Here is a 21,908-nt window from a genome sequence, read left to right on the forward strand (position 1 = left end):
AAAAATTAAAAAGCAACAACTGGGCTAGCGTAATAGAAAGAAGAATCAGTCAAAGAAAGCTGAGAAACGCCAGAAATAGTTGCAATTAACTCATCCGAACCACCCACTTGACCATCTTGGTTGGTATCTAGATAAAGATTGACGCCTTGAGCAGTGGATCCTAATACATAATCAGAAGCGGATCCGGCAAGCTGAATCTTGTCTTCTTGGGTATTGAAGTCAGTAATCATGGCAAAGTCATACGTACCTGCCGACTGGTCGTCACCATCGTTATAGAAGGCCACGGCATTACCGAGGATAAAGTGGTCTTCCCCCGCACCACCGGTTAGCACATCTACAGATCCTTGGCCAAAACCAGCGTTGGGATCGACACCGACTAAAATATCGTTACCAGCTCCACCAATCAGGGTGTCATTACCGAAGCCACCTTCCAAGATGTCATTACCTTGGTTGCCGGACAAACGGTCGTTACCATTGTTGCCGAGGACAATATCATCGCCTTCGCCACCAAAAAGTAGATCATTACGAGTTGCAGAGACCGATTCAAAGACAGTAACGTCGTCTAAGTAACCGCCTAAGCTATCGTCTTTACCTGCTGCTCTAAATTCCAGAGCTGTCGTCTCACCTTCACCTGCTTCAACAGTGTAAGTATAGGTTTTCCAAGCTTCAGTCTTGCTAGCGCCAGTGATGGTATCGAGAAGTTCGCCATTCCAGTAAACTTCGATGGGGTTACTAGTTTCAGCCACACCTGGACGAGGCGTATAAGCAAAGGAGATTTCGTAGGTTTTACCGGCTTCTGTGTCTAGGTTTTGCATCATGCCACTGTTATTGTGGCTATCTAATTCGATGCGGGCTTTGCCATCGTCAGCTTTACCAAACTGCTGAACTTCAATGCCTTTACCTTGAGTCGTCGTCCAACCCTCAACAGAGCCAAAGACACCCCAGTTACGATTGCCCAGCTGATTGTCTTCAAAGCTACCGTTCGCGACTAAGTTACGAGGCGCAATGACGTCTTCTGCACCACCATCAATGATGTCGTTGCCCGTGCCACCGTAAATCGTATCGTTACCAGCACCACCGTTAAGGATGTCATGACCGGCATCACCGTACAAGCGATCAGCACCTTCGTTGCCGACAATGATGTCTTCGCCTTCGCCACCGTAGAGTCTGTCTCTACCAGCGCCACCGAGAACCACATCGTTGCCGGTGCCGCCGTAAATCAAGTCGCGACCTTCGTCTCCACTTAAGACATCATGACCGGCTTCACCGTAGAGACTATCGTTGCCTGTCCCACCAGACACCCAATAGTCATCACCAGCACCGCCAATCAATTTGTCATGGCCCGCCTCACCTTCGAGAATATCGTGACCGTCTTGACCAAGCAGAGTGTCATTACCAGTGCCACCCTTGAGGACGTCATGGCCTGCTCCGCCATCCACTAGGTCTCGGCCTGCGCCACCTTCTGCATAGTCGTCGCCTTCGCCGGCATATAAGGTGTCACGACCTTCGTCTCCGAAGAGGGCGTCATTGTCTAGCCCCCCTTCAATATAGTCACGACCCCTACCACCGCTCAGAACATCATGACCGACCTCACCATAAAGACTATCGTTGCCTGTCCCACCAGACACCCAGTAGTCATCTCCAGCACCGCCAATCAATTTGTCATGACCAGCCTCACCTTCTAAGACATCAGCACCATCTTGACCAAGAAGCGTATCGTTACCTGTCCCACCTTTAAGGACGTCATGGCCAGCACCACCATCAATCAGATCACTGCCTTTGCCACCTTCAGCGTAGTCTTCACCGTCACCAGCTAATAAGGTATCTTTGCCCTCATTCCCAAAGAGAGCATCGTTGCCAATTCCGCCTTCGATATAGTCACGGCCTTTGCCACCACTCAAGACATCATCGCCAGCTTCACCATAGAGACTATCGTTGCCTGTGCCACCGGATATCCAGCCATCACTACCGGCTCCACCGATCAATTCGTCGTGGCCAGCTCCGCCTTCTAGGACATCATTGCCGTCTTGGCCGAGGAGGGTATCATTACCCGTGCCACCCTTGAGAACGTCATGGCCTGCGCCGCCATCCACCAGGTCTCGGCCTGCGCCACCTTCTGCATAGTCGTCGCCTTCGCCAGCGTATAAGGTGTCACGACCTTCGTCTCCGAAGAGAGCGTCATTGTCGAGCCCCCCTTCGATGTAATCACGGCCTTTGCCACCGCTCAGAACATCATGACCCGCTTCACCGTAGAGACTATCGTTACCTGTCCCACCAGATACCCAATAGTCATCGCCAGCACCGCCAATCAATTTGTCGTGGCCCGCTTCACCTTCTAAGACATCAGCGCCTTCTTGGCCTAAAAGAGTGTCATTACCAGTGCCACCTTTAAGAACATCATGGCCAGCACCACCGTCAATCAGGTCACTGCCTTTGCCACCTTCAGCGTAGTCTTCACCTTCTCCGGCATAGAGAGTGTCTTTACCTTCATCACCAAAGAGGGCGTCGTTGCCAATTCCACCTTCGAGATAATCACGGCCTTTGCCACCGCTTAAGACATCATCGCCAGCTTCGCCATAGAGACTATCGTTGCCTGTGCCACCAGACACCCAGTAGTCATCACCAGAGCCACCGATCAATTCATCATGACCAGCCTCACCTTCAAGAATATCGTGACCATCTTGCCCTAGGAGGGTGTCATTACCGCTGCCACCTTTGATGTGGTCATGGCCTGCACCACCATCTACTAAATCGCGACCACTACCACCTTCGGCATAATCTTCACCGTCACCACCGAGGAGGGTATCATGCCCTTGGTTCCCTTGGAGATTGTCGTTATCAGCGCCGCCTTCGATATAGTCACGGCCTTTGCCACCGGTTAAAAAGTCGTTACCCGCCTCACCATAAAGGCTGTCATTACCCGTCCCACCAGAGACAAAATAATCGTCGCCAGCGCCACCAATGAGTTCATCATGGCCCGCTTCGCCTTCGATAATGTCATGACCGTCTTGCCCAAGAAGGGTGTCGTTGCCGCTGCCGCCTTTGATATGGTCATGGCCTGCACCACCATCTACTAAGTCATTGCCAGTACCGCCTTCTGCATAATCTTCGCCTTCCCCTGCGAATAGGGTATCGTGGCCTTGGTCTCCAGATAGATTGTCGTTACCTGCGCCGCCCTCTATATAGTCATTGCCAGTACCGCCGGTCAGGTAGTCTTCACCCGCTTCTCCGTAAAGGCTATCGTTACCCGCACCACCGGACACCCAGTAGTCATTGCCTGCACCACCGATTAACTCGTCATGGCCACCTTCACCATCGATAATGTCGTGACCGTCTTGCCCAAGAAGGGTGTCGTTGCCGCTGCCGCCTTTGATATGGTCATGACCACTGCCCCCATCGACGAGGTCGTTGCCTTGGCCGCCGTTGGCATAGTCTTCGTTTTCGCCACCATAAAGGCTGTCATTGCCTTGGTCGCCACTGAGATTATCATTTCCGGTACCACCTGAGAGATAGTCATGGCCAGCACCACCGCTCATGACATCGTTTTGGCCTTCCCCGTAGAGGCTATCATTGCCAGCCCCACCAGACATCCAGTAATCGTCGCCAGCACCACCGACTAACTTGTCGTTGCCATTGCCACCTTCTAAAACATCGTGGCCGTCTTGACCGAGGAGGGTGTCATGGCCGCTACCCCCTTTGAGGTGGTCATGATTAGCGCCACCATCGACGAAGTCATTCCCTTGGCCACCCTCAGCATAGTCTTCACCTTCGCCAGCGAGGAGGGTGTCATCTCCCTTATCACCAACAAGATTATCGTTACCAAGGTCTCCCAGAATTGTGTCGTCTTCTAAGGAGCCGACTAAAAAATCGTCATTCTCAGTTCCGAATACTTGCATGCTTCTAGCCTTTATCTCGTATGTATATTTAGGCTATTCATTGCAGTTAGCTTGAAGGTCAACAAAAAACCATATAAGAATAACTTATGATTAGTCGATCAAAACCTCTGTATTCTTTTTCTAGACTGGCTTTGAGTTTAATTTTATTTTCAGGCAAATATTTTTCTTAATCAGAGTGTCATCCGTAGAAATATCTATTTTTTCCAGGATATTGAGCGACATAATTCCTGCAATACCTGCTAACTTATGGAGGTAAATCAGGCTTCAAATGCAGGTGAACAGATGGGGGGCAAGAGAAAAAAAACTTGGCGACGACGAGTTTTTGAAATATTGGAAGTAGCCGATGCAGGGGACCGAGCTAGCCAAATCTTCGATATCAGCTTGTTAGTGTTGATTTTGGCCAACTTGGTGGTGATCACCCTTGAAACGGTTGAAGGACTAACGACGCAATATCGAACCTATTTCGAGGTTTGTGAGACCGTCAGCATCACGATTTTTACAATTGAGTATCTGCTAAGGATCTGGTCCTGTACGGCTGCTCCAGACTTTCAGCATCCTGTATTGGGTCGGCTTAAATTTCTATTTACCCCTCTGGCTTTGATCGATTTGATGGCGTTAGCACCGTTTTATTTACCGTTGCTGATTCCCATTGATATCCGGTTTATTCGCTTTGTCCGTTTGCTGAGGGTTCTACGGTTATTTAAGCTCAGCCGCTATTTCCAGTCGTTTCAAGTCTTAGGAAATATCCTTAAGTCGAAACGAGATGAGTTATTGGTCACTCTGATGGGGGTGTTTGGCTTGCTATGGCTGGCCTCTACCATGATGTACTTTATTGAGCATGATGCTCAGCCGGAAGCCTTTGCCAATATTCCAGCCACCATGTGGTGGGGAGTGGCGACTCTGACAACGGTGGGGTATGGAGATATCTATCCCGTGACTACAGCCGGTCGAGTGTTAGGAAGTGTGATTTCAATCCTGGGAATTGGTTTGTTTGCATTGCCAACAGGGATTTTGGCGTCCGGTTTTACAGAAGAATTAGATCGCCGCAAGCAATTACCCAGCCCTGAACCCAGCACTTGTCCACATTGTGGAAAACCTTTATAGCTGCATGATGATCATGCTTTAACCCTCTTAAGAATATGTGTAGCTTCATCAATCACAGACCTCGGACGTGGTCAGTGTGCTAGCGTGGAATTTCCGTTTGCGGGACTTGAGTGCGACTTCCGAACTCCATCTTGAAAATGGCGCTAGCCTGTCGTGCCACTACTCCCCAAACGGGCTGATTTATACCGACGAGAATGGCTTCTACCTGGACCCAACGTCAGCAACAGGTCGAACGGGAAGACCTGGTGATGTTTATTAATGCCTGTCTAAGCTGTACTGGGCAGCGCGAATTTTATGACGATGCCTGGGGGCAGAAACTGTCCCTCGACTTTTTGCATGACTATATTTTGGGCAACTATCGGTTACTCTATGCCCGCACCTTAGCCGCAGGGATTAATCACTTTAATCAGAGCCAAATTATTCTCAAATTATTAGCAACGGGTAAGCAAACCCTGCCAGAACATCGCCAGGAAGAAGGTCGTCTGATTGCAGCCACGTTGAATGCGTTGCCCACCCAACGAGCTTGGAAAGTCCTAGAACACATTCGTAAGCGACGCATTAATAATCGGCGGGCAAGGGCGATTACTCGCGATTATATTGCAGCCCACCAGAACCGATTGGATTTTGATGCGGTGAAATATCGATCCAAAGTGCGTGGGATCGCAACTCACAATCACCTCAAGTTACCTGGTGAAGTTGGCCCCTTTTTATTCCGAGACTGGCCCCAGCAGTTTGAAACGGACCTGTTTGAGAAATTTCGCAAAGCGTATTACAGCCATGAGGCGATTTATGAGCTGCCCTTTACAGTAGCCGAAGGATTAGCAGCCAAACATCAGATTCCTCGCGATCGCTTTTTGACTCGAATTGAGTCTCAAATGACTCAGGCGGAGAAAGTGCGGTTGCAGCAAAGTACTAGCAGCACGTCGATACTCACCGTTGATCTAAAACGCACCCCGCTCACCAAGCTGGCCCTCTACTGCCTATCTCTATCCATACAAGAACGGAAAAACCGGCGGGCAGAATTAACAGCGGCTTTAGAACAGTCCTCCCAAGCCGCGCTGCGTCGGGCACCTTTAAAGCTAGGACGGGTTGCAGCAGTATTGGACTGTAGCTATTCCAGTAGTGGCTCCAATGAAAAACGACGACGACCTTTGGGGGTCGCTTTAGCCGTTCACTATCTGTTGCAAGCAGCCACAGCAGACTACCAAGCCTTTTGGACATCATCGGTACCAGATCCACTTCTCATTCAACCTCGGGGACAAACGGATCTGGCCACCCCTTTGCTGGATGCCTTAGAAACGAAACCCGATGTAGTAGTGATTTTGTCGGATGGCTGGGAGAATGATCCACCCCATGGAGCCTCGGAAGTGTTGCGGGTGTTCCGCAACCGCATCGATTCATCCGTTTCCATCCTGCACTGCAATCCGGTTTTCAATGCTGATGACTTTTCTGTAAAAGCCCTGAGTCCTGCAGTCCCCACCGTAGGACTGCGAGATGCGGAGGACTTACCGACAGTGTTGGGATTTGCCCAATTTGCGGACGGGCAATCGTCTTTAGCGGAGCTGGAGCAGTATTTACAGGTCCGCGTCCAGCAGTTTCTCTCCACCTTTGACCCCAACCATGGCTCCTAAAGCGCCTCTACTGAATACCCTTTCCCTCAAAGGGATAGAGATTGCCCCTTCTCAAGTTTGGGGGGCGATTCGGATTGTGCCGCTCCTGCGCCGCAACGTTCGGGGCGATCTGCGTCTAGCCAAGCGAGACTATAACGAAGATCTCACCGTCGTCTCCCTTCCAGACAAGACAGTGTACACGTCCTATGTCCCCCACGGTTTAGTGCTGTCCTGGAATGAAGAGGGTCAACCCGTTGCCGCCAAAGGCAGTCAGTTAGGGACCGATGGAAAACGCTTTCATGCCGGCCCTGCCAGTGTCCGAGTACTGTCGCGCATGGCAAAACGGGAAGCCCGTAACCAGCTCCGATTTCTCCCTCTGCATCTAGCTATGGAAGGGTTTCTATCCCTATTTTTCTCGGGACCGGATATTGCTTGGAGTGAGTATTCTAAACAAGCTTTGTCTCAAGGGTTATCACCACGGACAGAATGGTCAGTTTCGGGACAGGCGATTCAGGGTCTCGCGGATGCCTTGCGGGTGTTTGAAATCCACGAGCATCAGGTAGGGATGCTGATGTTTGTATCGGAGGCATTGGCGTCTGCCTTTATCACCCCCACACCAGAGGACTACCGGCTACTGCACTCCAGTTTGCTGCAAGACTTCTATGGAGAGTTGCTGTATCAGTATGGGATTTATGGGGGCACGGTTCCCATGCAGAGCCAGGTGGATGAATCGAAGGTGGAGACTTTGGCGGATTTGCGGGATGCGATCGCAACTCTCAGACAAGACTGGGCCGATTTCCAAGGACTGATGGCTAGCGATCTATTGCAACGTCCCATTGAATCGAAGCGCATCTACACAGCAGGTCCCTTTACCTTGCAGCGCTTTATCACCGACCTACAACTTAAATCGGAGAACCACATTGGCGAGGCAATCGTCCGTCAGGATGGGCAACTGGAATACCTCAAAACCTATCGTTTATCTGCAGGTCAGGCTCGACGGGCTTATCTGCTCAGTCAGCTAGCTGCCCAAGGCTGGAATATAGAGCGAACGGCGCTATCGATGAATGAGACACTAGAGAACTTTATCTATCGGCTAGAAAAAGCTGGCTTTGGCTATTTGATCAATAATCTAGTGCGGGAGCAGGCTCGAAAAGCGCGACGACGGGATTAAGAGGATGCCAAAGATGGTTACGAGCCAATCGCCATTTCGTTGAAGCGAAGTTGCGATCGCACATTTACTCGATGATTGGCCTGCACATAGTCAGCAAGATACCGAACATCCCTAGCAATCCCCGAAAAACGTCCAGACCCCCAGGTATAGAGCCAAGGTAAGCCCACAAAATAGAGTCCTTTCACCCCAGTGACACCCCGATCATGCCCAGGGTAACCCTTGCCATCAAACACAGGAATTTCCACCCAGGAATAGTTCATGTCATAGCCAATGGACCAAATCACAGTGGTGATATGGGCAGCCTCTAGGTTCAGAGCAGTGGGTTCAGTGGCAGGTTCCCAAACTGGGCAATAGGGGGCCTCCACAGGGGCCTCAATTTGATGCTTGTCAATATAGGCATCAATTGTTCCCTTGATACTTTCAGCTACCGCATCGGCCTGGTCCAAGTTCTCTCGCAAATTGGCATGAAAGGTTAACTGAGCCTCGCGAATATCCGTCAGTCTGCCGTAGAGCTGCATTCCTTCCAGAGCAAAATGACGTAAATCAATCTCCCGCCCTCCACCACGGCCCGTTACATAGTGGTTGGTTTTGGTTCTCACCTGTTCTTTTTGGGGATGATCTTCAATGGTCAGATCGTAGTAACCCAGTTGATCCAGCCAATCCACCACATCTTTGCCTCGGTATTGTCGGGGCGATCGCGGCGCACTACCAACACACAAATGCACCTGTTTCCCCGACAGATGTAGATCTTCCGCAATCTGACATCCCGATTGCCCCGTTCCCACCACTAGAACTGCTCCATCGGCTAAACTCTCAGGATTTTTATACTCAGAAGAATGGAGTTGACGAATCCCTGCAGGTAAACGCTGGGCCATGCCAGGGATGCGAGGGCGATGATACCCACCAGTGGCCACCACAATTTGATCGGCGGAAAACTCACCAATGGAAGTGGACACTTCAAACACATCGCTAATGGGGTTTTTGCGCACTCTCTGCACGCTGACACCTTCTCTAACTGGAGGATTAAAGGAACGGGCGTAGGCTTCGATATAATCCACGATTTGTTCTTTCTGCATAAACCCGTTGGGGTCATCCCCCGGATAGGAAAATCCGGGTAGCTGACATTGCCAATTCGGGGTGACCAGGCAGAACGAATCCCAACGCTTATTCCGCCAGGAATGGGCAATCTGATCCTGTTCAAAGATAATGTGATCGATCTGGCGTTCGCCCAAACAGTAACTGACCGATAAACCAGCCTGTCCTCCACCGACAATGATGACGGAATAGTGACTGCCCATATTTCCCTCCAATCTGCGCTTGTTTGCACCATAGAAGGCATACAGACGTGATCCTGTTACAGAGGCTACGAAATTGAAATGTTTAGTACTATCAGTAGGTTAGAAAAGGTTCGATGATGCTTCGGAATTGTGTTTGGGCTCCGCAATATTGCACATCCTATGATTTTCGATAGTCATAAACGATTTAATCTAAGCACTTTGGAGATTTGATCATGAATGATAAAGATTGGTCAGATATGATTGGAGGTTTGGCTGCTGATGCTCTATTAGATGCAAATATTATCCAGAAAGATCAATTTCAAGATGCTTGCGAAGTGATTGCCGAAGAAGTCTTCGTTCGTTTATGTCTGAATGACAGACCCACATGAACAGATCTCGACAGCATGGGCACCTAAGCTCCTACCAAAGAAGATCCGATCTTCCGAATCAAACGTAATTATGGCTGCGTACCCCTTATACTTCATCGTTGATACCTGCCTTGGTTAAGAAGCCTCAAACTGCTTGCACTTGATATGGAGCAGTCCTTTGGATTCTGAGTATCTTGAGCCGGGATTGATCATTGAACTCTAATTTTTGGAAATGAGTTTATTTTGATCGTGAATATTATTTGACCTATCACTTTTGATAGGTCATCTCCATTCTTTTACTCTGAAGTGATTCAATCGTTGCAATTCCCTGTTACTTCAATCAAACATTGCGGGTTTGTAGTTATTGATACAGGGGCATAAATTCAACCCACTTACTGTGCAGAGTTAATGATGCTCACCTATGCATCAGGCACTTCCAAAACTCTTCAAGAAGGATGCTTCCCCTATGCCAGAAGTTACGACTCCCATCCACCAAACTGGCGACTTTTTTGTGGATTATGAGGAAAAAGTCTTCCCCGATGTGCAGGCCGATCCGGGCGAAAAAGCCTTAGTTACCTTTCACACTGTCGCTTTTGAAGGATCAATTGGCTTGGTGAACCTATTGCAGGCCACCCGCCTGATTCGCAAAGGATTTGAGACTTCTGTTTTACTCTATGGTCCTGGTGTAACCCTGGGCGTCCAGCGCGGCTTTCCCAAACTTGGAGATGAAGCTTTCCCCGGTCATATGGCCATGAATAATCAGCTCGTCAAGATTATGGAAGAAGGGGGCAAAGTCTATGCCTGCCGATTTGCCCTACAGGCCCTCTACGGTCATGGTGAACCCTCTTTGATTCCGGGGATTCGACCTATCAATCCCTTGGATGTCTTGGATATTGTCTTGGTGCACCGCAAAGCAGGGGCCTTTATTCTCGATACCTGGACTATGTAATCGTTGGGCCAGCCCCTTGAGGTCATCGTTATGGATCACGAAAAAGCAGTACGAGCTGCTGCGGTGCAGATCAGTCCGGTCTTGTTCAGTCGAGAAGGGACCACGGAGAAGGTTTTGGATGCGATCGCATCTGCGGCCCAAGAAGAGGTGCAATTGATTGTCTTCCCGGAAACCTTTGTCCCCTACTATCCCTATTTCTCCTTTGTTCAGCCGCCCGTGGTGATGGGGAAGGCCCATATGCAGCTGTATGAAGAAGCAGTGACTGTGCCGGGAGCCGTGGTGGATGCCATCAGCCGAGCCGCTCGCTCCTACGAAATGGTGGTGGTTCTGGGGGTGAATGAGCGGGAGGGCGGTTCCCTCTATAACACCCAACTGATCTTTGATGCCGATGGCACCTTGGGGCTGAAGCGACGCAAGATTACCCCTACCTACCACGAACGGATGGTCTGGGGACAAGGAGATGGGGCTGGACTCGCCGTCCTAGAGACGGCAGTGGGTCGGCTAGGGGCCTTGGCCTGCTGGGAGCATTACAATCCCCTAGCTCGCTATGCCCTGATGGCTCAGCAGGAAGAAATTCACTGTGGGCAGTTCCCCGGATCCATGGTGGGGCAAATCTTTGCCGACCAAATGGAGGTGACCATGCGTCACCATGCTCTAGAGTCGGGCTGTTTCGTGGTCAATGCCACGGGCTGGCTTACCCCAGAGCAAAAGCAGCAAATTACCGCCGATGAAAAACTGCAAAAAGTCCTCAGTGGCGGCTGCTATACCGCCATTATTAGCCCCGAGGGGGTGCCCCTCTGCGACCCCGTGACCGAGGGAGAAGGGATGGCCATTGCCGATCTCGATTTCTCCCTGATTACCAAACGCAAACGAATGATGGACTCCGTAGGCCATTATTCCCGCCCCGATTTGCTGCAGCTGCAGGTCAACCAACAAGCGTGGGCCGTAATGCAATCGGCTCCCACCGTACCGCTCCCAGAGCAGGATTCTCCCTTATCCAGTGAGCCCATCCCTCACCCCGTCGATTAACCCAAGATTATGGACAAACAACATCTAATTACTGAACTGCAATCGAACGGACTGCAGGTGATTGCCCCCAGTATTGGCGTAGCGGGTCGTCGGGGTGGGGCCGGTCCCTCGGATCATAAAGCGGTGACGGTGGATGGGACGACGGTGATGGTTCCGATTTATACGGGAACCGCCAGCCAGTCCCCCTATACCGCCCAGGTGAATCAAGGCCGGCAAGCGGTGTTAGAGAAAGCCGACCAGGCCGTGGCCACGGTGGAATTTCCTCGGCAACCCCAGTTTTACCAACTACAAACGGCAGAGGGCATTCCCTACTGGAAGATTGCCCTCCTCCATAGCCATGACGTGTTGGCCACCACGGTATTGCAAACCTGTATGCGGTATCGCGATCCTGATACGGCCTGCCAGTTTTGTGCCATTGAAAAGTCCCTAGAGGCGGATCGGACCATTGCTCGCAAAACACCGGAACAACTAGCAGAAGTGGCGGAAGCAGCAGTGCGCCTGGACGGGGTCCAGCATATGATTATGACCACCGGGACGCCCAATACCCGCGATCGCGGAGCTGCCTACTTAGCCGAATGTGCCCAAGCCATTAAAGCTCGGGTCAACCTACCGATTCAGGCCCAATGCGAACCCCCGGATGGTTTTGGCTGGTTTGCCCAGATGAAGGCGGCAGGTATCGACAGTTTGGGAATGCACCTAGAAGCCGTCGATCCACAGGTGCGATCGCAAATCATGCCCGGTAAAGCCGAAGTCCCCCTATCCCATTACTTTGAAGCCTTTGATGCCGCAGTACAGGTATTTGGCTGGGGTCAAGTTTCCACCTATTTATTGGCTGGACTGGGCGATAGCCTGGACACGCTGGTGGAGGCTTCACAACGACTTATTGATTTGGGGGTATATCCCTTTGTTGTGCCCTTTGTCCCTATTTCCAGTACCCCCTTAGCCAATCATCCCGCCCCCAGCAGCGAGTTTATGTTTACCCTCTATCAGCAGGTGGGGGCGATGCTCAAACAAGCGGGCATGTCCTCGGCAGATATCAATGCAGGATGTGCCAAGTGTGGGGCCTGTTCCGCTTTGTCTACGTTTGAAGCTTAATTTTTAGAGGGTTTATGCCAGCAATCCCCCGATTGCTAGGTAGTACTATTTAGCAGCACAGAGGTATCTGATGGCATCCAGTCGATATTGCTTTAAGTTGGCGCAATCTCCCCAGGATCTACGGGGATATTTTGACTTGCGTCAGTCTATTTTTTGCCAGGAACAAGGTCTATTTGAAGGGGACGATGAAGACGATATCGATACCACCGCCTATCCGATCGTAGCTATTGATCAAGAAGCACCTCCAGACCAACAGGTGGTCGGCGTAGTCCGCATTTACGAGGAGCAAGATCGCCTCTGGTACGGCGGTCGCTTAGGGGTTCATGCTGACTATCGGCGGGTGGGTCGCATCGGTAAGGGCCTGATCTATAAAGCCGTGACCACTGCTAATACTTGGGGATGCGATCGCTTCTTGGCTACGGTCCAACTCCAGAACGTTCGGTTTTTTCAACGCCAGCACTGGGACTCCTTAGAAGAGATACAGATTTGCGATCGCCCCCATCACCTGATGGAAGCAGACTTAGCCTTCTATCCTCCCGGTCATGAACCCCGTCCCCAGCCCCTCCTGCAAGCCTCTTAATGCTGTCGGAGTTAGCCACCGAATTACGACAAACCTTGGGCCTGCTGCATAAACGGGATATTCAACCCGTGGCCCGTCACTTGGGGGCTTGGGTCCCGGATAATACCACTCAAAAACCCATTTGGTTAGGAGATGACTGTGCCGCTATCCCTGATGGTGAGGGTTATCTATTGCTGGCAGCGGAGGGCATGTGGTCCGTGTTGGTAGAAACAGAACCCTGGTTTGCAGGCTGGTGTGGAGTACTCGTCAACGTTAGCGATATCTATGCCATGGGAGGCAAACCGATTGCCGTAGTGGATGCCCTCTGGAGTCAGTCCACGGATCAGGCAGAACAGCTTTGGCAAGGGATGCAAGCGGCATCTAAGGCCTTTAACGTGCCCATTGTTGGCGGCCATACTCACTGTCATAGCCCCTATAAAGCTCTATCGGTGGCAATTTTGGGACGCGCCCAACAGTTGATCACCAGTTTCAATGCCCAACCCGGCGATACCTTACTGCTGGTCACCGATCTCAAGGGTCAGCCCCATCCCAAATATCCGTTTTGGGATGCAGCGACAATGGCAGAACCCCAGACGCTACAGGCCCATCTCAATTTACTGCCCGCCCTGGCTGAGTCAGGACTATGCGATGCCGGGAAAGACATTAGCATGGGGGGCTTAGTGGGCACCTTGTTGATGTTACTGGAGACTTCCGGTTGCGGGGCTGAGCTAGACCTAGAGGCGATTCCCTGTCCTTCGGATTTGGACTTCAAACAGTGGCTGGTGAGTTTTCCCAGTTATGGTTTTTTGCTCAGTGTTAGACCCGATTGTGTGGAGCCAATCCAGCAGTTATTTGCCCCCCATGATTTGGTCTGTACAGCCATTGGACAAATCACGCCGGGGCATACCTTAACCCTAAAATCTAGCGCTGAGTCAACTTCCTTCTGGGACTTGAGCCAAGAATCCCTCACGGGTTTTTCTCCATCCCACGCAGACCGGAAGCACAACCCATCAAACCTCTAAATTGGGCGGTTGTCGATCTTGCAGTTGGGCCATTTCGCGATGGAGTTCGGCCTGGAGTTCAGCTTCAGTGGGGAGGTGGAGTTGATAGCGGCTGGCAAAGATTTTGGTTTGTTGGTTGGGACCAAGGGTGTATTTGACCACGGCATCATTTTTGTCAGAGCAGAGGATTAGACCAAGGGTGGGGTTGTCGTCTGGGGCGCAGCGTTCGAGATCGTAGTAGTTGACGTAGAGCTGGAGCTGACCAAGGTCGCCGTGGTTGAGTTTGCCGACTTTCAGATCGATCAGAATGTAGCACTTAAGGATGGTGTGGTAGAAAACGAGATCAATATAGAAGTGATCGCCTTCGAGGCTGATCCGTTCTTGGCGGGAGACAAAGGCAAATCCTTTGCCCAGTTCGAGCAGAAAGGTTTGCAGGTTGCTAATCAGGGCGGTTTCGAGGTCGGATTCGACGATACGAGGGGATTCGGGAAGGCCAAGGAATTCAATCACGACAGGGTCTTTGAATACATCGCTGGGAGTTTGGATAATTTGGCCTTCGGTGGCGAGCTGCATCAGTCCGGCTTTATCGGTGCTTTTGGCGAGGCGCTCAAATAGAAGGCTGCTAATTTGGCGTTCGAGTTCGCGGGCGGACCAGTTATTTTTGAGCGCTTCGATTTCATAGAAGGATCGGGCATCCAGATTATCGACTCGCATCAGTCTTCGGTAATGGGTCCAAGACAGATTGGGATGAAGTTGACCGGGTTGCCAGTTGGGGTTGGATTGAAGGATTTTCGAGAGGTTGAAGGGGGCATCAGAAAGGCTACTCACCGCGTAGCCTTTGTCCTGGTCACCCAAAAGTTGCGGATAAGCAAAATAAAATTGACGGATAAATTTGAGATTGGCGTAGGAAAAGCCTTTACCAACATCTTTGGTCAGTCTACGAGAAAGGTCTTTGAGGAGGTTTTCGCCATATTCGGCCCGCTGTTGTCCCTGTTGTTCTTGTTCGACAATTTCGCGCCCGATCAGCCAGTAGGAGACGACTTGTGTCGTATTGACGGTTCGGGAAACGCCGATTTGGGCGGCGTTGAGGATGTCGCGAATACGTTGATATAGCAAATCGGGGTGATTATCGTTCATGGGAACGGGCTTACAGGGGTGGCACTTAGACCTAAAACCTAAACTTCTAGCTGGCCTACTACAGCAGCGGCAAGGGCTGTGGCTTTTTCCTGGGTTTCGTGCAGGTGGGCTTCGAGGTTGTCACAGAAGGTCATCAGTTGATCGACTTTGATGACTATGCGTTTTTGTTCAGCGAAAGGGGGAAGAGGAAAAACGAATTGCTTAAGGGAACGAATATTAACATGAGGGACAGTCATTCCAGCCGCATCATTTAATGCTTGATTAAAAATGACTGGAGCATTCATAACCCAAGAAAAAAAGTAGGGATCTATATTCGAAGCTACACGGAATTGCATCATACGCTGTGAAAGACATATTTCACATTGCGGTGGAACAACCGCCGCTATCCCAAAATTTCCCTCTCTCGAATAAAAAATATCTCCCTCTTGTGGTATGAGTCTTTGAGTTTGTGTTTGATACTCTTCTATCCCAACTTTTCGAGCTTGATCAACAAGGATTTTACCTGGCTGTATATCTGAAGTTCGAATTGCAGGATAACCATTCTCTTGATACTTAGGTGTTCGATGTAAGCAATCAACAATATGAGTGCAAATTGTCTCAACACGAACCCATGTCCACGACCTTGGAATTTGAAACGGCTGTTCTACTTCATCTAAGGGCTTGATTTTCCTAAGTTTGGGAAACGGCTTCTTTTTTGATAATGCATTTTTTTCATGCTGAGCCTGCTCAATGACTTTATCTACAGAGCCATCAGTAACAGTCTGTTTCGATAATTTGCCTCTTGCTCCTAGCTGCAAGATGACTTTGCGGACGGTCTCAACTTCTTCAGGTTCCTGAATTAGGCATTCCCAATGCTCTTGAACAAATTCCCAGGCCGTATTTAGCGATTCATCTGTTTCAGCATTCATCAGGGCATCGTTCGCACTTGCTCGCATTTTTGTTCGTAGGGTGTTGCGATCGCACTTCGATACCTCATAGCGATCGCACATTGCCATCAATTCATCCACCTTCGCCACAATCCGCTTCTGCTCTGCAAGAGGTGGTAGTGGTAGACAAATTTGTTCTACGTCTTTAACTCGCAGATGCTTAACTGTCATTCCAACAGCATTACTAGCAAGTCGCTTGATTAAACCTGGTTCAGTCAACGCTAACAGTACAAAGTTTCGATCTACAAACTGTTCAAAGACACGAATTAGCATTGTTCGCTGTCCCAAACAAACTTTCATCCCATCAGGAATAATAGTGGCTTCACCCATTGGAGCTTCGCGCGTAAAGATAATGTCTCCTGGCTCAGGGAAGCATCTTCGTGACCAAAACTCATATGTGTCTTGATCTACATATTTCATCCCATGAAAACGGAACTGGCGATTTCTGATATTAGTCGTTCGTATTAGTGGAATACCTTCGAAAGTGGTGGGAGCTGTTTTGTTATGACAATCCACAACCAAAAGAGATAAATCAATTAGATGTGCTATCGACCAATTTGACGGTATATCAAAGGGGGGGACAGAGGATTCTAAAGCAGAGAGCTTTTTCAACATTCTGCGATACTCAGTATTGGAATCCGCAGTTTTTGCTAAATGTTCAGCTCGCTCATTCCTCAGATTTGCAAGCTGTTCTTGAGCTTGTCCTTCTGTCGGATCTTGCGGCACTAACTTTCCCCGTACCGCCAAATCCAAAATCAACTCCCGCAGCCGTTGCACCCCACCCGGCGCTTCCGCAATCACCTCGAAATTATCCCAAAATGTTGGCAAATCCATTAGACTTCCAGCTCATCTACAACCAAAACCTGCAGCTCAGCCACCTTCTTCAGCTGAAAATCATTTGTCAAAAAACCATCACATCCAGACACAATCGCAGTCGCAAGCTGCAAAGCATCCGGTAACTTCAGAGAATATTGAACCCGTAATTGAGCCGCTTTTACCGCGATTCCGGCATCAATCGCAACAAAGGTCGTAAACGCTGCCGTTGTGATCACATCCGTGAAAACCTGTTGTTGTTGAGAATTGCTATCTCTTAGAGGAAACATCAACGTTTCCGCCAAGGTCACCGGAGAAGTCACCGCCACAAAATCTCCTCGACTCAGACTCCGAAAAATCGGTTGCAACAGCACAAAATACTGCGGATGTTGCTCTACATAGTAAATAACAGGTGCGGTATCGAGGAACAATCGATTGATGCCGGAAAGCACCGCATCGATCCTCATACCGATGTTTGCCACTGATTTTCGCGATCGTCCCACTCATCACGCATTTTCGTCACCCAAACCTGCGCATTTTCTTCTCTACCAGCACCAGCCGCAATCCCCTCTAACTCTAGCCACGATCGTTTAGATGCGATAGTCTCCGCCTCAATATCAGCTAAATCTTCGACCCACTCTGCCCAGCGTCGTTTTAGTTCAGCTTGATCCACTTGCTCTGCTGCTTGAGACTGAGGATTGGATATGGTCTCTGCATTCGAATATTCCTTAGCCAATAGCAGGACTTCATCCAAATTCCTGACATCCCCCGCCGCAATATCCGCTTCTGCTCTGGCAATAAACGCATCCAATCGTCCCGCCTCCGCATCCGTCTTAATCTGTGCATCCCAGGCATCATCTAAATAATCCACCAACCATGCTGACAACTGCCGTGCCTCATCCTCCGGCAACTGTCGAATTGCTGCTTCAATTTCAGCCACTGTGGTCATCTCGCCATCTCCTTGCTCAAAGGATTTTCCTATTCTAAACAATCTCGCAAAGCCGCTTGTAAAGCCGATCTCGCTTCATCCGCCTGTTGCACAGCAAACCGATACTTATCCAGCAATACCGCCGCATCCTCATGCACCTCCCCCGCTGCATTCGGATTCTTTACATCCAGATTGTAGTTATTCGCCTGAATCTCCTGCAGCGACACCTTCCAGGCAAACTCATTCTCCTCCCGCTGCTCCCACCACGCCTTCTCCGGCCCAAACTCCTCAATCCGCATCGGCTTCGTCTTCGAGTAGGACTTATACCCCTTGGGATAAGGATGCTCGTAATACCAAATCTCCTGGGTCGGCTCCCCCTTGGTAAAAAACAACAGATTCGTCTTAATGCTCGTATAGGGTGCAAACACCCCATTCGGCAACCGCACAATCGTATGTAAATTACACTCCCGCAGCAGCTTTTCCTTAATCCGCGTTTTAATCCCTTCCCCAAATAACGTCCCATCCGGCAACACAATCGCGGCCCGTCCGCCTGCCTTCAGCAGCTCCATCACCAACACCAGAAACAGATCCGCCGTCTCCCGCGTGCGGAACTCCGTTGGGAAACCCCGCTCAATACCATCCTCCTCCATGCCCCCAAAGGGCGGATTGGTCACCACCACATCCACCTGATCCGCCCGTGCATAATCCCGTAAGGGCTTGCGCAATGTATTGTCATGGCGCACATTGGTTGGCACCTCCAGGCCATGCACCAGCATATTCGTCACGCAGAGCAAATGAGGTAGAGGCTTCTTCTCTACCCCCCAAACCCCCTGCTTGGCCTGCTCCAAATCCTGCGAACCCTGCACCTGTTGCTTCAAATGCTCAAAGGCGCAGGTCAAAAATCCCCCCGTGCCGCAGGCCGGATCCAGCACCCGCTCTCCCAACTGCGGATTCACCCTATCAATGGCAAACTGGGTGACCGCACGGGGCGTATAAAACTCGCCCGCATTGCCTGCCCCTTGAAGATCCTTGAGCAACTGCTCATACATATCCCCAAACAAGTCCCGCTGCTTCGACTCATTAAAATCGATATTGTCATTGATCTTATTCACCACCTGCCGCAGCAACGTGCCCGACTTCATATAGTTGTAGGCATCTTCAAACACCGATCGCAGCAGTGCGCCCCGCCCCTGAGCAATTCCCTCTAGGTCTTCTAGGTCCAACTCCTTTAGGGCCGGAAACAAGCAATTATCCACTAGATCCAGCAGTGCCTCTCCCGTCAACGCCTGCTTGCCCAATTGCTCACTATCCGCCCAGGCCGACCACTGCAGTTCCGCTGGAATCGGAGACTCATAGTCATCCACTAGGGCTTCCAGTTCCAAGTCCTGGTCGCTAAAAATCTTAAAAAACAGCATCCAGCCCAACTGTCCGATGCGCTGGGCATCTCCATCGACCCCCACATCCTTGCGCATGATGTCTTGAATCGACTTAATCGTGGCGGATAAAGACATAGCCATTCCTCAAAACCGATGCTAAAGCGTGAGGCGCTGTCTACGCCCCTGGAGAAGCTGATTCATCATCGTACAGCATCCGCGCCAACTCACTTACCGCTGCCCGATATTGCTTCTTCCCCCCAAACTGTTTCAACAACTCCACAGGCGTCCCTAACTGGGCAAACGGCTCCAACTGCAGAACCTTCGCATCCTCCATAGAGACCACCCCCTGATCGGCATACTTCTCCAACAGACCTTCCAACACCGCCCGCGCGGTCTCCCCATATTGCGTAAACACATCTCGCTTGCGCACCTGGTTGGCTCGCTCTCGTCTGGTTTTGGGGGGCTGATCAAAGGCCACATGGCAAATCAAATCAAAGAGGTCATACTCTGCCCCCACCTGTTTGGCTAATGCTTCCACCATCACTCCGTGGGACTGGAGTTCCTCCAAGATCGCCGACTTGCGATCCGCCTTATTCCATTTCCCCAAAAAGCGATCCAGAGACTGATACGCCTCATTAATCGTCCGACGGTTATAGTCCTTGAGGGATTCCGTCGTCAGTTTCCCCTCCTTGTCGTAGTAGCTCACCCGCTCCCGCGCCACCATAAATTCCTGACGCCCCACTTGGTATTTCACCCGTTCAGCAGAACCATCATCGAAGGCTGGGTCAAGGGTGACATCTCTAGGCTCTGACTGGGCCGAGGATGGACCAACACCAAACTGCTCATCCTGAATCGGAGGCCCATCCCAATCCTCATCGTTAAACAATGCCGTAGCATTGCGAAAATCAATAATGGTGAAAAAGTTTTTGCCAAAGTCGGGGCGTAACCGCGTCCCTCGCCCCACAATCTGCTTAAACTCGGTCATCGACTGGATCCGTCGATCCAAAACAATCACATGACAGGTTTGGGCATCCACCCCCGTCGTCATCAGCTTCGAGGTGGTCGTAATCACCGGATAGTCTTCTTTCGGATTGATAAAGTGATCCAGTTGGGCCTTCCCTTCCTTGTCATCCCCCGTTACCCGCATCACATAACGCCGATCCTGCTCCACGAGGGGCCGATTCACCGCAACATTCACAAAAGCCTGCCGCATCCGCTCCGCATGGTCAATATCCTCACAAAAGACAATCGTCTTGCGCATCGGGTCGCCTTGATGCAGAAACTCACTCACATACTCCGCCACCGCCTGGGTTCGCTGGTCAAACACTATATTGCGGTCAAAGTCCCGCAAATTGTACTCCCGCTGCTCGATCAATTGCCCCTGATCATCCACCTCATTGGCGTCCGGTATCCAGCCCTCTATATCCTTATCCAACTGCACCTGCACCCGACGGAACGGAGCCAAGAAACCATCCTCAATCCCCTGCCGCAGGGAATAGGTGTAAATGGGTTCACCAAAATAATCAATATTAGAGACGTATTGAGTTTCCTTAGGAGTAGCGGTTAAGCCTAACTGAGTGGCGCTGGTAAAATAATCCAACACCTGTCGCCAGTTAGAATCCTCCGCTGCGCTGCCCCGGTGACATTCATCAATCACAATCAAATCAAAGAAATCTGCCGGGAACTTGCTGTACAGATCCTCCTGGCCTTCCTGGCCAATAATCGCCTGGTAAATACCGAGATAGACCTCATAGGAGGTATCAATCTTGCCATTGTCGTCTACCAGTTTGCGCGTCAGCTTAGTCATCACCTGGCCAAAAGGGCGAAAATCATTGGTAATGGTTTGATCCACCAACGCATTGCGATCGGCTAAAAACAGCACCCGCTTCACCACCCGCTTTTTCCACAGTCGCCAAATAATATTGAAAACCGTGTAAGTCTTTCCAGCTCCCGTCGCCATCACTAGGAGACAGCGCTTCTGCCCCTTGGCAATAGCCGCCAAGGTCTGATTGATCGCCAACTGCTGATAGTAGCGGGGCTTCTTCCCTCCTATCTCAAAATAATAAGGCGAGGTGAGCAGCGCCTCGTCCACCCCCAACAACCCTTGGCTCTGACGATACCGTTGCCACAGCTCATCCGGTGACGGAAACACCTCCAGCGCTAGCGCCTGCTCCACCTGAGGATAAGTACCACTGCGATCATGGAGCAAAAAGCCATCCCCATTCGAAGAAAACACAAACGGAACCTGCAAAGTCTCGGCATATCCCAGGGCCTGCTGCATTCCCGCCCCCAAACTATGTTTGTTATCCTTGGCTTCAATTACGGCAATCGGCTGGTTCTGAGGGTAAAACAGCAAATAATCTGCTCGCTTGCGTTTTCCCCTCGTCGTCAATTGCCCCCGCACAATGATCTGCCCATCCGTAAAGCCATATTCCCGCCGGATTTGGCTTTTCTTCCAACCCGCCGCATCAATCGCCGGAGTAATATAGCGATCGCAAATATCCACTTCACTCAGAGATTTTTTGGTCATCAAACAAAAAATAAAGGTATTTTAAGCGTGAACAGCATCCAGCTCGCTCCTACTCATCATACCCAGGTAAATCACCTATGGTTCGGCAGTTTGATAGGTCTATTCCTCTCGATCTGGGCCTTGCCTGTCTCTGCTTACA

General features: G+C 50.6%; 17 protein-coding genes. 9 read left to right on the plus strand and 8 right to left on the minus strand.

What is annotated here, in order from left to right; genetic code table 11:
* Positions 1-5 precede the first annotated feature (5 nt).
* Positions 6-3,896, minus strand: coding sequence for a calcium-binding protein (locus tag AM1_RS09965; RefSeq protein WP_012162710.1), 3,891 nt, complete (start codon positions 3,894-3,896; stop codon positions 6-8).
* Positions 3,897-4,142: 246 nt separating this feature from the next.
* Here AM1_RS09965 and AM1_RS09970 point away from each other — a divergent pair, with 246 nt between their 5' ends.
* The 3 genes from AM1_RS09970 to AM1_RS09980 all read left to right on the plus strand — a co-directional run bounded on the left by AM1_RS09970 (position 4,143) and on the right by AM1_RS09980 (position 7,781).
* Positions 4,143-5,000 carry an ion transporter gene (locus AM1_RS09970; RefSeq protein WP_238549218.1) on the plus strand — a complete coding sequence of 286 codons (858 nt, stop codon included), beginning with the start codon at positions 4,143-4,145 and terminating at the stop codon, positions 4,998-5,000.
* A gap of 194 nt (positions 5,001-5,194) precedes the next feature.
* On the plus strand, positions 5,195-6,631 hold the full coding sequence (locus AM1_RS09975; protein WP_012162712.1) for a hypothetical protein: 1,437 nt from the start codon (positions 5,195-5,197) through the stop codon (positions 6,629-6,631).
* Complete coding sequence (locus AM1_RS09980; RefSeq protein ID WP_012162713.1) at positions 6,621-7,781, plus strand: ARPP-2 domain-containing protein; 1,161 nt, start codon at positions 6,621-6,623, stop codon at positions 7,779-7,781. The genes AM1_RS09975 and AM1_RS09980 overlap by 11 nt, the downstream gene beginning before the upstream one ends.
* A gap of 17 nt (positions 7,782-7,798) precedes the next feature.
* Here the strand turns inward: AM1_RS09980 and AM1_RS09985 are convergent, their stop codons facing one another.
* Positions 7,799-9,079: an MSMEG_0569 family flavin-dependent oxidoreductase gene (locus tag AM1_RS09985; RefSeq protein ID WP_012162714.1), complete on the minus strand. Its 1,281-nt coding sequence runs from the start codon at positions 9,077-9,079 to the stop codon at positions 7,799-7,801.
* Positions 9,080-9,291: 212 nt separating this feature from the next.
* Between AM1_RS09985 and AM1_RS42115 the strand changes: the two genes are divergently transcribed.
* The 6 genes from AM1_RS42115 to AM1_RS10010 all read left to right on the plus strand — a co-directional run bounded on the left by AM1_RS42115 (position 9,292) and on the right by AM1_RS10010 (position 14,080).
* On the plus strand, positions 9,292-9,447 hold the full coding sequence (locus tag AM1_RS42115) for a hypothetical protein (protein WP_012162715.1): 156 nt from the start codon (positions 9,292-9,294) through the stop codon (positions 9,445-9,447).
* A gap of 445 nt (positions 9,448-9,892) precedes the next feature.
* A complete protein-coding gene (locus tag AM1_RS09990; RefSeq protein ID WP_010478963.1) occupies positions 9,893-10,375 on the plus strand; it encodes an MSMEG_0572/Sll0783 family nitrogen starvation response protein in 483 nt (160 codons plus the stop codon).
* 30 nt (positions 10,376-10,405) lie between these two features.
* Positions 10,406-11,404 carry a Nit6803 family nitrilase gene (locus AM1_RS09995; RefSeq protein ID WP_012162717.1) on the plus strand — a complete coding sequence of 333 codons (999 nt, stop codon included), beginning with the start codon at positions 10,406-10,408 and terminating at the stop codon, positions 11,402-11,404.
* Between the two features lie 9 nt (positions 11,405-11,413).
* Positions 11,414-12,499, plus strand: coding sequence for an MSMEG_0568 family radical SAM protein (locus AM1_RS10000; protein WP_012162718.1), 1,086 nt, complete (start codon positions 11,414-11,416; stop codon positions 12,497-12,499).
* Between the two features lie 70 nt (positions 12,500-12,569).
* The gene (locus tag AM1_RS10005) at positions 12,570-13,079 is read left to right on the plus strand and encodes an MSMEG_0567/Sll0786 family nitrogen starvation N-acetyltransferase (protein ID WP_012162719.1); all 510 of its coding nucleotides are present in this window, start codon (positions 12,570-12,572) and stop codon (positions 13,077-13,079) included.
* A complete protein-coding gene (locus AM1_RS10010) occupies positions 13,079-14,080 on the plus strand; it encodes a sll0787 family AIR synthase-like protein (protein ID WP_012162720.1) in 1,002 nt (333 codons plus the stop codon). The genes AM1_RS10005 and AM1_RS10010 overlap by 1 nt, the downstream gene beginning before the upstream one ends.
* Here the strand turns inward: AM1_RS10010 and AM1_RS10015 are convergent.
* The 6 genes from AM1_RS10015 to hsdR are packed head-to-tail and all read right to left on the minus strand — an operon-like array spanning position 14,069 to position 21,769.
* Positions 14,069-15,196 (minus strand): PDDEXK nuclease domain-containing protein, encoded by a 1,128-nt coding sequence (locus AM1_RS10015; protein ID WP_012162721.1) that lies wholly within the window; start codon positions 15,194-15,196, stop codon positions 14,069-14,071. The genes AM1_RS10010 and AM1_RS10015 overlap by 12 nt on opposite strands.
* Before the next feature lie 38 nt (positions 15,197-15,234).
* Positions 15,235-16,956 (minus strand): restriction endonuclease subunit S, encoded by a 1,722-nt coding sequence (locus tag AM1_RS37560; RefSeq protein WP_012162722.1) that lies wholly within the window; start codon positions 16,954-16,956, stop codon positions 15,235-15,237.
* Positions 16,956-17,402 carry a type II toxin-antitoxin system VapC family toxin gene (locus tag AM1_RS10025; protein WP_041659585.1) on the minus strand — a complete coding sequence of 149 codons (447 nt, stop codon included), beginning with the start codon at positions 17,400-17,402 and terminating at the stop codon, positions 16,956-16,958. The genes AM1_RS37560 and AM1_RS10025 overlap by 1 nt, the downstream gene beginning before the upstream one ends.
* Positions 17,399-17,884, minus strand: coding sequence for a hypothetical protein (locus tag AM1_RS44425; protein ID WP_012162724.1), 486 nt, complete (start codon positions 17,882-17,884; stop codon positions 17,399-17,401). The genes AM1_RS10025 and AM1_RS44425 overlap by 4 nt, the downstream gene beginning before the upstream one ends.
* Before the next feature lie 29 nt (positions 17,885-17,913).
* Positions 17,914-19,374, minus strand: coding sequence for a type I restriction-modification system subunit M (locus AM1_RS10035; RefSeq protein ID WP_012162725.1), 1,461 nt, complete (start codon positions 19,372-19,374; stop codon positions 17,914-17,916).
* Between the two features lie 40 nt (positions 19,375-19,414).
* The gene (hsdR, locus tag AM1_RS10040) at positions 19,415-21,769 is read right to left on the minus strand and encodes an EcoAI/FtnUII family type I restriction enzme subunit R (protein ID WP_012162726.1); all 2,355 of its coding nucleotides are present in this window, start codon (positions 21,767-21,769) and stop codon (positions 19,415-19,417) included.
* Between the last annotated feature and the right edge of the window lie 139 nt (positions 21,770-21,908).

This window comes from Acaryochloris marina MBIC11017, assembly GCF_000018105.1.
GTDB lineage: Bacteria > Cyanobacteriota > Cyanobacteriia > Thermosynechococcales > Thermosynechococcaceae > Acaryochloris > Acaryochloris marina.

Bases quoted from the DNA above. Each gene is read 5' to 3' on its own strand.
- AM1_RS09965 (WP_012162710.1), bottom strand. From the start codon at position 3,896: ATGCAAGTATTCGGAACTGAGAATGACGATTTTTTAGTCGGCTCCTTA.
- AM1_RS09970 (WP_238549218.1), top strand. From the start codon at position 4,143: ATGGAGGTAAATCAGGCTTCAAATGCAGGTGAACAGATGGGGGGCAAG.
- AM1_RS09975 (WP_012162712.1), top strand. From the start codon at position 5,195: ATGGCTTCTACCTGGACCCAACGTCAGCAACAGGTCGAACGGGAAGAC.
- AM1_RS09980 (WP_012162713.1), top strand. From the start codon at position 6,621: ATGGCTCCTAAAGCGCCTCTACTGAATACCCTTTCCCTCAAAGGGATA.
- AM1_RS09985 (WP_012162714.1), bottom strand. From the start codon at position 9,079: ATGGGCAGTCACTATTCCGTCATCATTGTCGGTGGAGGACAGGCTGGT.
- AM1_RS42115 (WP_012162715.1), top strand. From the start codon at position 9,292: ATGAATGATAAAGATTGGTCAGATATGATTGGAGGTTTGGCTGCTGAT.
- AM1_RS09990 (WP_010478963.1), top strand. From the start codon at position 9,893: ATGCCAGAAGTTACGACTCCCATCCACCAAACTGGCGACTTTTTTGTG.
- AM1_RS09995 (WP_012162717.1), top strand. From the start codon at position 10,406: ATGGATCACGAAAAAGCAGTACGAGCTGCTGCGGTGCAGATCAGTCCG.
- AM1_RS10000 (WP_012162718.1), top strand. From the start codon at position 11,414: ATGGACAAACAACATCTAATTACTGAACTGCAATCGAACGGACTGCAG.
- AM1_RS10005 (WP_012162719.1), top strand. From the start codon at position 12,570: ATGGCATCCAGTCGATATTGCTTTAAGTTGGCGCAATCTCCCCAGGAT.
- AM1_RS10010 (WP_012162720.1), top strand. From the start codon at position 13,079: ATGCTGTCGGAGTTAGCCACCGAATTACGACAAACCTTGGGCCTGCTG.
- AM1_RS10015 (WP_012162721.1), bottom strand. From the start codon at position 15,196: ATGAACGATAATCACCCCGATTTGCTATATCAACGTATTCGCGACATC.
- AM1_RS37560 (WP_012162722.1), bottom strand. From the start codon at position 16,956: ATGGATTTGCCAACATTTTGGGATAATTTCGAGGTGATTGCGGAAGCG.
- AM1_RS10025 (WP_041659585.1), bottom strand. From the start codon at position 17,402: ATGAGGATCGATGCGGTGCTTTCCGGCATCAATCGATTGTTCCTCGAT.
- AM1_RS44425 (WP_012162724.1), bottom strand. From the start codon at position 17,884: ATGACCACAGTGGCTGAAATTGAAGCAGCAATTCGACAGTTGCCGGAG.
- AM1_RS10035 (WP_012162725.1), bottom strand. From the start codon at position 19,374: ATGTCTTTATCCGCCACGATTAAGTCGATTCAAGACATCATGCGCAAG.
- hsdR (WP_012162726.1), bottom strand. From the start codon at position 21,769: ATGACCAAAAAATCTCTGAGTGAAGTGGATATTTGCGATCGCTATATT.